This window comes from Cytobacillus spartinae, from assembly GCF_042865285.1.
Taxonomy (GTDB): Bacteria; Bacillota; Bacilli; order Bacillales; family Cytobacillaceae; genus Robertmurraya_A; species Robertmurraya_A spartinae.
In genome coordinates, this window is sequence record NZ_JBIACK010000003.1 from 81,613 (window position 1) to 97,393 (window position 15,781).

The following is a 15,781-nucleotide window of genomic DNA, read 5'->3' on the forward strand; positions in this document are numbered from 1 at the left end:
TTCTTTTTTACTATTATGATTCTGCTGCAACTTTCGGTGCTACTTGATTTCCTGTAGGTAGTTCTTCCTCTTGCTTCGCTCTCTTGATAAAGAATGCTAGTGCTAGTGCTACACAAGATATGAATGTAGCGACAAAGAAAGAATAATTAATTCCGTCTAACATCGCTTTCATCATAATCTCTTGCTGCATTTGGGCCATTGCTGCCTCAGTAGGTTGGCCTGTTAAACCTTTCATTGCCTCTTCTCCCAATATAGTAGCTTGGGATTCAGTTCGATTGGACATCACTGTAACTAATAAAGCAGTACCAATTGCTCCTGCAACCTGGTTTAACGTATTATTCATGGCTGTACCGTGTGGATAAAATCTTGTTGGTAATTGGTTTAAGCCATTTGTAGATACCGGCATCATAACCATAGACATCCCGAACATTCTCACAGCATGCAAAATCATAATGAAATTATAAGTGGTTTCTTGTGTTAACGTACTGAAAATATAAGTGGTTGCCGTTGTAATGGTTAAACCAACGATGGCTAATAATCGTCCACCGAACTTATCGAATAGTTTCCCCGTAATCGGAGACATAATGGCCATAGCTAATGCTCCAGGAAGCATCATTAACCCCGCATCAAAAGGAGAAATCCCTCGGATGGTTTGAACATAAATCGGAATTAATAGCATTCCTGAGAACATCGCCATATTCATAAACATCGTAATCGCTGATGATAAAGCAAACATTGGGTACTTATAGATCGTGAAGTTAAGCATTGGTTTTTCTTGTTTTAGTTGACGTAGAATAAACCATATTAAAGAAATAAAGCCAATTACAGCTGTTAAGTAAACATGAGGACTATCCCATCCCTTACTCCCAGCAGAACTGAATCCGTACAAAATCCCACCGAACCCTACACTAGACAATACAAGTGAAAATATATCCAGTCGAAGATCCACTTTTTCCTTTTTATCTTTTAGTAAAAAGAATCCGATTAATAAAACTGCAAAAGCAATTGGCGTAACAAAGTGGAAAAGCATTCTCCAATAGTAGTGTTCAATAATCCATCCAGACAAAGTTGGACCAATAGCTGGTGCAGCCATTAAGATTAGTCCGAAAATACCCATTGCTGTTCCACGCTTCTCAATTGGAAAGCTAACTAACATTACGTTCATTAAAAGAGGCATCATAATCGCTGATCCAGCTGCCTGCAGCATTCTTCCTGCTAAAAGAATTGGGAAGATATGAGCTGCACCTGCAATTACTGTACCCAATGTAAATAAAATCATGGCCGCTAAGAACAGTTTGCGAACAGAGTACTTTTGAATTAAGTAGGCAGTGGTAGGAATTAAAATACCATTTACAAGCATAAACCCTGTTGTTAGCCATTGAACTGTCGCAGCTTCAATATTTAAATCTTCCATAATGGAAGGTAATGCAATATTTAATAATGTATTATTTAAGAACGCAATAAAAGCACCAATCATCAACACAGCAATAATGCCGTATGGTGGACGATCAGTCTGTTTTATAGACTTATCCATTGTTGTTTCCCCCTGTATACTGTTGGTTCATATTTTTATACCTATATTCCACATAGACAATATAATATACCAACAGTTCAATTTATGCAATTAAAAAAATATCCCTTATTTTCGGGGTTTGTATAATGTGAGGAAATCATGTAATATAATTTTTATACAGGTAGTTCAACTTAAATGATAGGTGATGAAATGAACGATAGGAAACAGCATGTAATAAAAATGTCACATCAATTATTTATCGATAAAGGGTTTCAGGCAACGTCCATTCAAGATATTTTAGACTATAGTGGAATTTCAAAGGGAACGTTTTACAATTACTTTTCATCAAAAAATGAGTTATTCATTGACCTTTTTAAGACCATCTACAGACAAATGGAAAAACAACGAAATGAGTTACTTATTGGTCAGCAACCTTCTGATATAAATATTTTTGTTAAGCAAATTGAATTGCAGCTTCAAAGCAATCGTAGAAATAAGTTAGTAACTCTTTTTGAAGAAGTACTTGTTTCGAATGATGAAGACCTTAAGCAGTTCATAAAAAATGGTCAACTCAGAATGATTCGTTGGTTATACAGTCGGTTCATTGATATCTTCGGTGAAGATAAAAAACCATACTTACTAGACTGTGCTGTAATGTTTATGGGGATTCTTCATCATAATATAAAATATTATTCGATGGCATATGATTCGAAAGTTGATATCTATCAAGTTGTTCAATACAGCGTCAATCGAGTTGTTACCATCGTTAGTGATGTGTCAGCTTCACGTGAACAGTTACTACAGCCAGATGCACTTTACAACTGGTTGTCAGATTGCATTAAAGCGGATCAGCATTTTCATCAAAAAATGAATGATACTATTATTACGTTAAAAAAATCCTTTATGCAAAACGAAGAACAGGACAGATTTATTGAGTTATTAGACTTCATAAATGATGAAGTGTTTCATGCAAAGAAACCTCGTAAGTTCCTAATTGAAAGTGCAATTTCTTCATTAAAAAAGGAACAGAGTTTAAATCAAAATGAAGTCTCTAATCTTGAACAACTCATCACTGAGTATTTTGGTCAACTGGAGAAGTCTGTTGAAGCATAAAGAACAAAAAACTGAGCCTAATTTGGCTCAGTTTTTATATTATATGGATTCTATAACAATCCTTGATTAGCCTGTGAAGTTCTAATTTCAACTGTAAGAGAACCATTTTTGGTATAAGCTTTGATTAGTAAAGGAACTCCCGTTGTATTTTCAAATCTAAAGTCAAGTCCCCCATATGAAACAGTCGCATCTCTACCTTCAGGGACATACCCAACTGATAAGGAATGGTTGTGATGTTCAATGTAGGATACGCCCAGCTTATCAATGGCATTATATAAAGTGGATGATGTTTGACAAATGCCTCCACCGATTCCCATGACAAGTTTTTTATTTACAATTTCTTCTGCTGGTTGATACCCATGTGCTGCATCGCTTGGCCCCACCGTTGTATTAAAAGAAAAGGCATCTCCAACTCCAAGAATAACATTGTTGATTGCTTCCGCAGATAACTCGATATTCTTTGTTCTACCAGCCACTCCACTATTAAAGTAGGTTGTATACGAGGCTACCACCACTTCATTTAATTGTGGGACTTCTTCTTGCTTATAACCGCTCTCTTTTACATAAAGAGGCAGTTTTACATCCCCACCTTTTAACGAAGCAGTCATAATCTGCTCAACTAATTCTGCCTCTTCCAAGATTACTTCAGGGTTTCCTTTTATGACCTTACCATCAGCGCCAATCTTATCTAGGACCATTCGTTGGTCATATCCAGACTCTGTTTGGGTCCCTCGAGCTAGTTCCCTTGCCCAATTCGTTATCTCCTGTTTATATTTCTCACTATCGGCTAAAAAACCTAATTCAGCCGGCATAAAAGTCCTTACCAATTCATTGGTAATAGGATCAAACACATTAACAACAGCTGGTTTTTCTGCTTCCTTTTTGAGTTCTGCCCTCTCTTTATTCCATTGTTCTTCCTTCTGTTGATACGTATCGATCTGTTTCTCTAAGTCAGCCACCTTCTCCTCAAGCTTTTCCAGCTTTTCTAACTGCTCTACTTTTTCCTCATCCTCTGCACAACCGGTTAATGCCAATAAACAAACCATTGAAAGTGAAAAAAAGATCCATTTCAGTTTCCCCATTTTTCCCCCATCTTTTCTATATAATCTTTTAAAACAACCTTTATATATTATTGATCTCACCTCTAAAAGGTGTGAATCACATACCTAGATTGTATTCGGATGGGGATTTCCATATTACGCCATTTTTATTTTAAACAAGTTATTTTTTTGTTAAATACAGGTAACAAAACTTTCGTTGTCTACGACTAATATAGTGGAGGTGTAAGATGAGAAAGCTTTTCGTTATTTTAATACTAAGTACTTTTTATTTATATGGTTGTGTTCAGTCTAATTCTGAGTCACAGGTAGAACCTAAAACGAAAACTGTAACTACGAAGAATCCAGATGCAGAAGAAACATTAAGACTTAATGAAAATGCTGATATTTTTCAATGGGATGGGTTAATTTATCAAACGGGTATTACCTGGGTTGATGACCTTCAATTAACGAAAAATGAGTTAGTAGGAGAAATTACGAGTATTTTTGAAGACGATCCAAAATCCTTTAAAAACGGGATGGCAAATCAATTACCTTTGGGGACTAAGATCTATTCAACAAAAGAACAAGGGATTTTGATTGTTGAACATGACGGGAAAACAAAGTATTATTTGGCTTTAGTAGAAGGTTAAATAGAAAAAATGCACTACTGTGAGCTTGAGTAGTGCATTTCGTGGGTCCAGATGAAGTTATTTTAAGACTAAATTCATTTTTCGACTGAGGTTTTTCATTCCCTTCTTTTCGTAAAAGGAGATTGCCTTCTCATTAAATTCCCATACATTTAGTTCTAAATCTGACGCACCTACTGTTTTAGACCATTCTACACAAGCGTCAAAAAGGGCCGAACCTATCCCAGTCTTTTGCACATTGCTACTTACTCCAAAATCACTCATATAAGCATATTTTCTGGGAGTCATGGAGTCAAACGGAGGGGAAACCTTAATATCCATAATGGCAAAACCTACTATTTCATGATTTATTTTCGCAACAAAGATTTCGGCATCTTGACTCTCCAATAACTCTTTAAAATAACTCCTTGGCATGACCGGATCCACTTTTCTAAAAATGTACGGTAATGCTTCAGCGTGCAAGTCTTGTCCTTCTTTAACAATACTATTTACAGCATCAAAATCTTCCGGCTTAGCAACATCAATCGTTATATTCAACTTTCATTCCCCCATGTTAACGAATATGTATTGTATTTATAATAAACTACAAAAGGGAATAATTGGAGATATGTTTGAAGGCCTCGACCTTATATGTTGTAAAATTGCTTTATAGTATGGATGAAGGTCAAAGCTTGGCTATTTACATATAGGAATATCCTTCAAATCGAGGATGAAAGACAAAATTTGCTTCTCAGCTTAATAATTGTCTTTCACGGCTTCGATGAAGGACAAACTTTACTAAGATCACGTTCGAATTGTCTTTCATAACGATGATGAAGGACACACCCTACTAAAAATCACATTAAAATTGTCTTTTATAACCACGATGAAAGCACACAGCCCATCTATAAGTAAAAAGATGTCCTCCATAACTTGCATGGAGAACATCTCTTATATCAAGAATATATATAAATCGGCCTTCAAAACCATTAACGAGAAAGTCACTTAAGAATTTCTACAACACCTAACCCAAATCCCTCTCCCCTAAATGCTCCTGCCTGTTCATAAACCTTACGACCCGACTATTATCTTTAATCTGTAGGAGGTGAAATCCTGTATCTCCTGTTGGAAAGACAAATTCAGAATTAATCGGTTGTTTTAAGAATGCTTTTATGAAGTTTGAAATGAGCCCTCCATGCGACACAATGGCGACTCTATTCAAACCACTATACTCAGTTACAATTTTACTAAAAACAGCTTCTGCCCGATAACGGAACTGTAACTCTGATTCTCCATCCTGAATAGGTATATGCGCTGGTCTTCCGCCTTTAGGTATTGGAAACTTTACCAGGGCTTCATCTTTCTTTAATCCCGCAAGTATTCCGTTGTTATACTCCATAAGATCCTGTTCTTCAACGCACTCACATCCGACGATGTCTTGTAAAATGAATGCTGTTCTGCGTGCTCGAATCAAAGGGCTTGTTAAAATGACATCTGGCGGAAAATGTTTGTAAATATATTCCGCCATTTTAAAAGCCTGACGCTCTCCTAAAGCCGTTAAAGGATAGTCTGCCCTACCTTCATGTACTCCTAACAAATCTGCTTCAGACTGCCCATGTCTTATGACTAATAATTCCAATGTTCATGTACCTCTTTTCTTACACTTCTATCGATTATTTTCCAAAAACAGTTCTGTATAATTGAATAACAACAATTGGAACTAAAGCTAAAACATAAATAGTACCGAATTGTGTAGCATTTAGACTCGCAATTTCAAATACCCCCATCAGCGGTGGTAAAAGTAAGACTAAGTGTAACAGTACGACTCCAATAATGACTGCAAACCATAAATACTTATTTGAGAAGAATCCGATTTTAAACAACGATTGGTTACTTCTAGAGTTAAACCCGTGGAATAACCTCGCTAAGCATAGTGTCGAAAAGGCCATCGTACTAGCCACCATCGAATCTCCCGAAGATAGTCCAATGTGAAAAGCAATTAAGGTTGAGATAGCAATAATAATCCCTTCAATCGTTACTCGTCTAGCAAAGGACTTGTTCAAAAGTGGTGTTTTTATATCTCTTGGTTTTTCCTTCATAATCTTTTTGTTGTGTGGTTCAAGACCGATCGCAATAGCCGGTAAACTATCTGTTAAAAGGTTAATAAATAACAGGTGGACTGCTGCGAACGGAACGGGCAACGCTAAAAAGGAAGCATAAAGGACAGATAGAACTCCCCCCATATTTCCCGCTAATAAAAACTTAATCGAGTTTTGAATATTAGCGTAGATGCTTCTACCGTTCGAAATAGCTTTTACAATCGTTGAAAAATTATCATCTGTAAGAACCATGGATGAAGCTTCCTTTGCTACCTCTGTTCCTGTTATCCCCATCGCGATTCCGATATCAGCCTGTTTCAGGGCAGGTCCATCATTTACACCGTCACCAGTCATTGCTACGACATTTCCTTTTTCCTGCCAAGCTCTTACGATTCTAATTTTATGTTCAGGAGACACCCTTGCATAGACAGAGATATTAGCTACCTTCTCTTTTAGCTCATTGTCGCTCCATTTTTCAATTTCTGATCCTTCTACTGCCTCAGATTCGTCCTTTAATATACCAATTTGTTTAGCAATGGCGGAGGCGGTTATTTTATGATCTCCTGTAATCATAACTGGTTTAATTCCTGCTTCAATACAAGAAGCAACTGCCCCAGCTGATTCTGCCCTCGGTGGGTCCATCATTGAAGTCAGACCAACAAAGGTTAAATCAGTTTCATCTTCAAAGTGAATAGTCTTTCCTTCTTCCACTTCTTTGTAGGCAAAACCTAGCACTCTTAGGCCACTCATTGAAAAATCTTTATTTACTTTCTCAATCTCTTGTCTATGCTTCTCTGTAAAATCGATAATTCCATCTGACGTTTCCATCTTTGTAACTCGTGATAAGAGAACATCTAATGCTCCTTTTGTGACCATCAGATTTTTTCCTTCATATTTATTAACAGTGCTCATCATTTTACGATCTGAATCGAAAGGTAATTCTTCTATACGTGGGTATTCTTCTCTAATAACTAGCTCGTCTAATTGATATTCTTCACCAAAATCAACAAGTGCTATTTCAGTAGGATCGCCTATTTCTTTTTTATCAATCGTCACTGAATCATTACACAATAAAGACATTAATAATATTCTTTTTTGTATAGGATTCTTTAAATTTAATTGATCGTGCTCCATTACTTGTTGATCTACAAACACTTTTTGAACCGTCATCTTATTTTGAGTAAGTGTACCCGTTTTATCGGAACAAATAACGGAAATGCTACCTAAGCTTTCTACTGCATGCAACTTCCTAACAATCGCATTTTCTTTTGCCATTTTTTGAGTTCCAAAGGCAAGTACAATCGTCACAATTGAACTTAGTGCTTCTGGAATGGCCGCAACTGCAAGTGCAACGGCAAACATAAACGAGTCAGCGATCTCATTCCCTCTAATAATGTCTAAAACAAAAATGAGAATAGCGATGGCAATAATAATACCAGCGAGCTTTTTTCCAAATTGATCTAGACTTGCCTGGAGCGGGGTCTTTTTTTCTTTAGCAGACTCTAGTAGGTTCGCAATCTTTCCAATTTCAGTATTCATACCTGTATTCGTTACGACAACTACCCCTCGCCCATATGTAACAAAGCTTCCGGAGAAAACCATATTCTTCTTATCACCAATCGGTACATCCTCTGCAGCAATTGGAGAAATATCCTTCTCTACACTTAATGATTCACCCGTTAGTGAGCTTTCATTAATTTGTAGGCTGTGGTTTTCTATGATTCTTCCATCTGCACTGACGAAATCCCCTGCATCAAGAAAAAGAATATCTCCTACTACAAGCTCTCTAGAAGGAACTTCCATCTTTTGACCATCTCTTAGAACCTTTGCGGTTGGTGAAGAGAGAGCCTTTAGGCTATTAAGGCTTTGTTCTGCTTTAAGGTGCTGAACGGTCCCAAGGATAGCATTTAGAATGATCACCACTAAGATGACGATCGTACTCTCAAACTTTCCTAAAAAAGCAGAGATTACTGCAGCTGCTATTAGTATAATGACTAGGAAATCTTTAAACTGCTCGAAAAAAACTTGGATAGCTGTTTTTCGTTTACCTTCTGCTAATTCATTAAAGCCATATTGTTCACGTCGTTTAGCAACTTCCTCTGAAACGAGCCCTTTATCCGTAACATTTAATTCGTCCAATACTTCTTTAGATGTTTTCATAAAAAAATGACTCAATAATTTCCCTCCTTCAGAAATAGCTTCACTATGTCTAATTGGTATACTTTTCTAGTATATAAACATTTTACCTATACATACGTTATTTTCATATACGATTTTATATGGCTTTATTAAAACTTTGTTACATTTTTACAGATAAAGTAATATACTAATAGACTTATTCACAAGTTCTTAGCATGTTAAACTATAAAAAGAAGAGTCTTGCTAAGGTAGTTACCCCAAAAAGTTAGTTTTTCACTCTAACTTTTGAAGGTCGATACCTAATTGCAACTACTCTTCTTTTAGTACATGAATAACCTACCTTAAATCTTCATTCGATCTTTTGATAGTAAAAATTCAACCATTTGATCCTTTTTCAGCGGTCGACTAAACAAATAGCCTTGAAGCTCATCACACCCCATTTTCTCTAACACATCTCTTTCAGCCTCTTCTTCTATTCCCTCAGCTACTACATTTAAATGAAGTCCATGTGCAAGTTCAATAATAGATTTTACTAAAAGTGCTTTCTTTTCGTCCTGGTCAATCGCTTGAATAAACTGACGGTCAATCTTAATCTCATCGATTGGAAGGTACAGGATATGGTGTAGAGATGAGAAACCTTTTCCGAAATCATCAATTGAAATTCTTACTCCCAAATCTCTCAATTGATGTATGATACAAGCAACATGGTCCGGATCCTTGATAAATACACTCTCTGTAATTTCTAATTTTAAATATTGTGGTTCCAAGCCAGATTCATCTAAAGCCCTTTTTATTAATGGTACTAAATAATCCCTCTGGAAATGTTTTGCGGAAAGATTTACAGAAATCGGAACAGTAAAAAGTCCCTCTTCTTGCCACTTTTTATTTTGTATGCACGCATGTAATAATGACCATTCATCAATCCTAAGGATTAATCCGATATCTTCTGCGACAGGAATAAATGTAGAAGGTGAAACGAAACCTAGCTCCGGATCATCCCATCTGATTAAAGCCTCGACGCTCGAGACCTTTCCAAGCTGAAACTTAGGTTGATAAAAGAGTTCAAAACCACCTTTCTCAACTACTTTTCGTAGGAAGTTCTCAATGATCAGACCTTCTTGGAATTGGTTCCTCATCGACTCATCAAAGAATTGGGCTACATTCCCACCTTTTTCTTTTGAGATGTACATCGCGATATCCGCACATTTGACGAGTGTATCTAAATCTTCCCCATCATCAGGGTAGACACTTACACCTACACTGGCTGTAATATACAGTCTTTGTTCTTGGATGATGATAGCCCTTGAAAATTCCTTCATTATACGATCAATGGTCTTTAGTATTTCTTTTTTATCTTCTACACTGTGAACGATGACAAACTCATCTCCACCAAGTCTAAATACCTCCCGATGGCATTCATTTAAGCGACTAAGTTTTTCTGCAGTTAATTGAAGCAGCGAATCCCCTGCATCATGGCCAAGTGTATCGTTTATTTGTTTGAATTGATTCAAATCAATGAAGATGATGGCTATATGCTTTGTAGCATTTTTCGTTATTATGTTTCTCACATAGCTCTGGAAATGAAGGCGGTTAGGCAATCTCGTCAGCACATCATAAAACGCTAATTGATGTAGTTGATCCTCCGATTTCTTTAGCTGCTCTGTTTGTTCCGATAACTTCTTGTTCATATCAATACTTTCTTCAAAAAGCTCTTTCAACTTATCAGCCATCTTTACCATGTTTTGGGTAAGGACTTTTAAATCCGCTACATAACTTTCTGGCCATTCAATGTTCTCAAGTTTAACCAACCTTTTTGGTAGACCTGTAGTCGCAATCGTTAATCGCTTGATATTATTCATAAATATCCGACTTACAATTCCCACCAAAAGCATAATTCCCATTGCAAAAAAGATAGAAAAGCTCAATTGAACTAAGAAATCATGATAGATATGTTCTTGAAATTGTGAAATTGGGAATTGAATCGTCATCTTTATTGGCAACTGATCAATAGTCCTTGCATATATGTAATGACCTTCTGCCCATTTATGAATAGACAGGTTATACGGTTCTCTCGGCAAAGCTTGAAAAAGGTGATTAGTAACCTCTTCTATATGGTAAGTATGAGGGGTATACGAATTAGTTTCACCAACACTACTTAAACTTCTGGCTAAAACATGATCATCTAAATCAGTAATAATGATGTTGTACTCTTCCGTTTCATTCCGCTGTACAAATTCATTTAAAGTATTTATTTCTTGTGAAGCTTGATTATCTCTTCTCCACTCTCTTTCAAATCTGTTTATTAGATTCTCTGACTGTCTAGTGATATCTTCAGCAATCACCTTATGGGTATTCCAAGTATGGGTCGATACACTAAGAAAAAAGGGAATTAAAACAGATATCAAGGTTATATGGGAAAGAAATTGATGAATGGACAAGCTATTTTTATTTAACGATTTATGTAGCTTATAAAAAGGGAAGTATGCCAGAAGCATATCCGCTACAAGGACATTAAAGAGTGCATTAATGAATTCCTTGCAGATGTGAAAATAAAGGGCTTCGCCAGTTAAGGTTTGTTGATTTAAAAGGAATACTAATGCTAGTCCAATTGTTATCCAGAATAGTGCGTCCACATAGAACATTTTTGCTTTTCTACCCTTATAGAAAAACGCACCAACAAACATTACTTCTAAAAGATAAATGCCACCAGATGCTATACTAAAAAAATTATGAGGGATAAATAAAAAGGTTAGTATTACTGATAATATAGCAAAGGGTATTCCAAATAATCGTAAAATTAAAAGTATGAATACACTAGTAAAGGTAAACGTAATTCCATAGGCCAGATCTAGTTTAAAGCTTGAAGACACCAAAACTAATCCTATTAAAGTTGATAAAAGGAAAATTTCACTACCTAATCGTAACGATAAATTCTTCAATCCTAACATGCTAATCTCCCAATCTATCAAAATAATAATTCTGTACTAATTAACATTTTACTTATCTTTAACTTATTAATGGAATAAACAATATTAATAATATCATAACGTTACAAACTTGGATATATTTGGTTCATAGGAGATAAGCACGGTGAAGAAGAAGAAGAGGAACTATGAGGAAAAAGGTGGTGCCTCCTCTTACATAGATGAAAGGATTAGGCACCACTAATTTGATTTCTTCCATTTCTTTTAGAATGATAAAGCCATTTATCTGCTTTTTCTATTGCATGATGTAGATGATTGCCTTGTGACAATTCTGAGACGCCAATAGATACGGTAAGACTCTTTATTGGTTTATTGTCTTCTGTATAGAAAGTGGTACGTTCTATTTCTTCTCGAATGGATTCAACTGCATTCAACATCTCTTTTCGAGAATGTGCTTCCATAAAGAGAATAAATTCTTCACCACCGTATCTACCTAATATGAAATTCTCCTTAACAAAGCGAGATGTTTGACCTACAATCAAATCTGCAACACTTTTAATAATTAGGTCTCCATTTAGATGCCCATATTTATCATTAATAGCCTTAAAATGATCAATATCAATCATAATGATAAACATTTCTTTCGTAGATTCTGGGAATGACTTTATTTTTCTTTCGAATGTTCGAATGTTAAATAAATTCGTTAAGGGATCGCGTTCTGCATAATACTGAAGTTGTTCTTTCAAGCTTATTTCTTTTTCTGTGCTAATAATGAAGAAATATAAAACAAATGCTGTTAACTGAAACGAGAAAAACCGCATGACTCCAATTTCCTTAAAAACGCTCCCTCCTTCTGGAACAAGAAAGATAATAGGAAAGTCAGAAATGAGCCATGAAACACTAATTAAAATAAACAAAGTAAAAGGGTTTAGGGTTGAATTTTTAACCCTTCTAATAACAAGTGCGAATAACACGGGTAAAATCATGCCAAAAATAATACCAGGTACAGCTCCTTCTCCACCCATTCCAAATCTCCAACTACATGTAACGAATAAAGCAAGAGCAGCATATTTAGGCCCCCATTTAAACGCTAAGAAAACTAATGGAATAAGCCTTAAATCAAACTGAAATCCTCCAAATTTAATTGGCAAATAAAACATGATAATCACAGCTGCTGAAATAAAGGATACCATTCCGAGCCATAATTGGTTCTCCGATAGATTGCTACGCTTGAGAAATATATCGATACATAAATGCATTAAAAAGATAATGGCTATATTAGATAAACTTGACTGTACCACCATATTCATTATTCCACACCCCATTCTATCTGTGTGGCTTGTTCACAAAACAACAAGCTGTATACATCCAATGTAAATCTTTCCCTTTTATTCTATCTTATTGTATTTGTATTTTGCTAGTAGGTCTTTTATCAATTTATTGACTAAAATGTAAACAAACATTATTATATAATTATAGCTTTTTGAAATAACTCCAAAGGGGAGTAGCTAACAGTTATGTCGTCATTCCGTGATGAATAAATCATCACCGGCCTAACTGGCAACGTAATGTTGTTTGCGAGACCTTTGCCAATTGGTAAAGGGACAAGTCTTGTTGATATAACCTTTACCGTGATTGGTAGAGGTTTTTTTATTGGGAATTGGGTTGTTTCCCATTTAATACAGCCTAAATTTTAGAAACTACACATTGGAGGCAAACATGAAAAAAATATTAGCAGCTATACTCACAACAGCACTAATCTTCTCACCAGTTGGGAACACCGTTTTTCAAGACAATGTAACTACGGTTGAAGCAAAGGGATATAAATCAGGAAAGAAAAGCTTTAAACCTAGCACCAATACTACAAACAATTCAAATATCCAAAAAGATAATTCTGTTACATCGAATAAAGCTACATCTCCAGCAAAAGGTGGATTCTTTTCAGGCGGACTTATGAAGGGGTTAATGTTAGGTGGTCTAGCTGGATTATTATTTGGTAGTTTATTTGCGAACATGGGAATCCTAGGTTCCATCTTGGGGCTTATCGTAAATGTTCTAGCCATTGTCGTATTAATTTCAGTCGTTCGTAAAATCTTTACGATCATTAAAGAGAAGAAGAAAAAAGAGGAAGCTAACACATGGAGAAATTAATAATTTCTGAACAAGACATTATTAATGCTGTTTGTGTTTATATCTCTCGTAAAAAGCAAGTTAAACCAGAAGACGTTGAAGTAGAACTCATGTATGACGACGATTATGGATTTTCTGCGGAAACTTATGTAGATGGTCGAAAACAAATTTTAATTGCAGCTAATCTAATTGAAGCGTTAAGGCTATGGCTGGACGAATTCCTGAACAGAGATCCCTTCTCTGGAATTAAGTTAGTGTTAGATGATGAAGAAGGAATTATTGCTATCATTAGCTAATACGATAAAAGGCTGAGAGAAATTATTTCATTCTCTCAGCCTTTATTCTGTTCACATGGATACGAGTTTATCGTATACCATTTTACCAATCTTGTTCATAAAATAATTGCTATTTTCTTCAAGTGGTAGTTGATCTATTAACATTGCCATGTATGCGTGCCTGCCATTATAGCTAACAATAGCACAATCATGATTGACCCCAGGGAGTTCTCCAGTCTTATTTCCAACATAAACTTTCTCAAGGTCCATGAAGGCAGGAAGCTTTTGGTTAAATTGTTGGAACCCAAGGATTGATTTTATTTCTTTTCTACTATTTTCAGTTAGGAACGGACTTTCATTTATAAACTTTAGGGATTTTGCCATATCCTGAGCACAAGTAAGATTATCTATTCCTTGTCGAAGAGACTCAAAGTCCATCATTTTTCGATTTAGCTTAGTACCATTTAAGCCTAAATCATCCATGCATTGATTGATCGATCCTTTTCCCAGAGTGTCAATGAGTATATTAGTCGCAAAATTATCAGAAACAATCATCATTAACGTCAATAAATCGCGAATGCTATAACTAGGATTACTTGATAAAGCTTGAAGAACACCAGCACCGCTCACCTTTTCATCAACTGGTAAATGAACGATTTGATCAAGATTAATAATGCCATTTTGATGTTGGCGGTATCCTTCTATTAATATAGGAATTTTTATTAAACTCGCTGAAGAATAAATATCATCACTATTATGTTCGAAAATATTCCCGTTCATCTCAAGATAAAAGCTCACTCTTCCAGGACATTGTTTTAGTTGTTCAGATAATCTTTGATGTAGTTCCAATTGATTCAAACCTTTTTCTTTCATTTCTACTTTATTCAAATCCTACACCTTACCTTAGTTTGTAACTAATTTTCTCGCTCCACCCTCGCGTCCAGATATCTCTTTATTGTATAAATGACAAGCAACAAAATGGTCCTTATCAATCTCTTGCCATTCCGGTTTCGATTCGGCACAAGCCTCCATTGCTGCAGGGCAACGAGTTCTGAACACACACCCGCTAGGTGGATTAATAGGGCTTGGCAGTTCACCCTGTAAAATTATTCTTTCGCGTTTATCCTCTATATCCGGATCTGGAATAGGAATCGCCGATAACAATGCCTGTGTATAAGGGTGAAGAGGATTTTTATATAACTGATTACTAGCTGTTAGTTCCACTAAATGTCCTAAATACATGACCCCGATACGATCGCTGATTTGTTTTACCATGGAAAGATCATGGGCAATAAATAAGTATGTTAAGCCCTTTTCCTCTTGTAATCTTTTTAAAAGATTAACTACTTGAGCTTGAACAGATACATCTAATGCAGAAATTGGCTCATCTGCAATGATAAACTCTGGATCTAAAGCAAGAGCGCGAGCAATTCCAATCCTTTGTCTTTGCCCCCCACTAAATTCGTGAGGATAACGGTTAGCATGATCTCTGTTTAGACCCACGTCCTCTAGTAATTGATACACTCTCTCAAGTCGTTCCTTCTTATTCGGATAAAGTCCATGAACCTCCATCGGCTCACTAATAATTTCTCGTACCGTTGATCGAGGGTTCAAAGATGCATAAGGATCTTGGAAGATCATCTGCATTTTTCTATGAAATTCAAACTTTTCCTTATTGGACATAGAGTGTACATCATTTCCATCATAGATTACTTCTCCGTCTGTTTGATTGTATAAACCAATAATGGTTCTACCTGCTGTTGATTTTCCACAGCCTGACTCACCAACAATCCCAAATGTTTCACCTTTATAGATTTCAAAGGAAACTCCATCCACAGCCTGAAGAATTTCTTTTCTTCCTAAATCAAAATATTTCTTTAAATTATTTACTTTAAGCAATACTTCTTTTTTCATTCTTTTTT

Annotated in this window: 13 protein-coding genes; 4 read left to right on the top strand and 9 right to left on the bottom strand. The window is 35.8% G+C overall.

All coding sequences use genetic code 11. From position 1 onward, the window contains the following. Window positions 1-13: 13 nt before the first annotated feature. A complete protein-coding gene (locus ACFYKX_RS08380; protein WP_389360000.1) occupies window positions 14-1,534 on the bottom strand; it encodes a DHA2 family efflux MFS transporter permease subunit in 1,521 nt (506 codons plus the stop codon). Between the two features lie 189 nt (window positions 1,535-1,723). Between ACFYKX_RS08380 and ACFYKX_RS08385 the strand changes: the two genes are divergently transcribed. Next, the gene (locus ACFYKX_RS08385) at window positions 1,724-2,626 is read left to right on the top strand and encodes a TetR/AcrR family transcriptional regulator (protein ID WP_389360002.1); all 903 of its coding nucleotides are present in this window, start codon (window positions 1,724-1,726) and stop codon (window positions 2,624-2,626) included. A 50-nt stretch (window positions 2,627-2,676) separates the two neighbouring features. On the opposite strand, the gene ACFYKX_RS08390 is transcribed toward ACFYKX_RS08385, so the two are convergent. Then, complete coding sequence (locus tag ACFYKX_RS08390) at window positions 2,677-3,708, bottom strand: VanW family protein (RefSeq protein ID WP_389360004.1); 1,032 nt, start codon at window positions 3,706-3,708, stop codon at window positions 2,677-2,679. Between the two features lie 206 nt (window positions 3,709-3,914). Between ACFYKX_RS08390 and ACFYKX_RS08395 the strand changes: the two genes are divergently transcribed. Next, the gene (locus ACFYKX_RS08395; RefSeq protein ID WP_389360006.1) at window positions 3,915-4,316 is read left to right on the top strand and encodes a hypothetical protein; all 402 of its coding nucleotides are present in this window, start codon (window positions 3,915-3,917) and stop codon (window positions 4,314-4,316) included. A 57-nt stretch (window positions 4,317-4,373) separates the two neighbouring features. On the opposite strand, the gene ACFYKX_RS08400 is transcribed toward ACFYKX_RS08395, so the two are convergent. From ACFYKX_RS08400 to ACFYKX_RS08420, 5 genes are all read right to left on the bottom strand, one after another. Next, the gene (locus ACFYKX_RS08400) at window positions 4,374-4,850 is read right to left on the bottom strand and encodes a GNAT family N-acetyltransferase (RefSeq protein ID WP_389360008.1); all 477 of its coding nucleotides are present in this window, start codon (window positions 4,848-4,850) and stop codon (window positions 4,374-4,376) included. A gap of 466 nt (window positions 4,851-5,316) precedes the next feature. Then, window positions 5,317-5,931 (bottom strand): histidine phosphatase family protein, encoded by a 615-nt coding sequence (locus ACFYKX_RS08405; protein WP_389360010.1) that lies wholly within the window; start codon window positions 5,929-5,931, stop codon window positions 5,317-5,319. A 34-nt stretch (window positions 5,932-5,965) separates the two neighbouring features. Next, window positions 5,966-8,551, bottom strand: a complete 2,586-nt coding sequence (locus ACFYKX_RS08410) for a calcium-translocating P-type ATPase, PMCA-type (protein WP_389360530.1) — start codon at window positions 8,549-8,551, stop codon at window positions 5,966-5,968. Between the two features lie 320 nt (window positions 8,552-8,871). Further along, window positions 8,872-11,478: a putative bifunctional diguanylate cyclase/phosphodiesterase gene (locus ACFYKX_RS08415; RefSeq protein ID WP_389360012.1), complete on the bottom strand. Its 2,607-nt coding sequence runs from the start codon at window positions 11,476-11,478 to the stop codon at window positions 8,872-8,874. 206 nt (window positions 11,479-11,684) lie between these two features. After that, entirely contained in the window at window positions 11,685-12,764 is a 1,080-nt protein-coding gene (locus ACFYKX_RS08420) for a diguanylate cyclase (RefSeq protein WP_389360014.1), read from the bottom strand. Window positions 12,765-13,173: 409 nt separating this feature from the next. On the opposite strand from ACFYKX_RS08420, the gene ACFYKX_RS08425 reads away from it, so the two are divergent. Further along, a complete protein-coding gene (locus ACFYKX_RS08425) occupies window positions 13,174-13,605 on the top strand; it encodes a hypothetical protein (RefSeq protein ID WP_389360015.1) in 432 nt (143 codons plus the stop codon). Continuing rightward, complete coding sequence (locus tag ACFYKX_RS08430) at window positions 13,593-13,880, top strand: YxcD family protein (protein ID WP_389360017.1); 288 nt, start codon at window positions 13,593-13,595, stop codon at window positions 13,878-13,880. Before ACFYKX_RS08425 ends, ACFYKX_RS08430 begins: the two co-directional genes overlap by 13 nt. A 51-nt stretch (window positions 13,881-13,931) precedes the next feature. Here the strand turns inward: ACFYKX_RS08430 and ACFYKX_RS08435 are convergent, their stop codons facing one another. Together ACFYKX_RS08435 and ACFYKX_RS08440 are read right to left on the bottom strand one after the other, a co-directional pair. Continuing rightward, window positions 13,932-14,747, bottom strand: a complete 816-nt coding sequence (locus tag ACFYKX_RS08435; protein ID WP_389360019.1) for a serine hydrolase — start codon at window positions 14,745-14,747, stop codon at window positions 13,932-13,934. A 15-nt stretch (window positions 14,748-14,762) separates the two neighbouring features. After that, window positions 14,763-15,773: an ABC transporter ATP-binding protein gene (locus ACFYKX_RS08440; protein ID WP_389360021.1), complete on the bottom strand. Its 1,011-nt coding sequence runs from the start codon at window positions 15,771-15,773 to the stop codon at window positions 14,763-14,765. Window positions 15,774-15,781 lie beyond the last annotated feature (8 nt).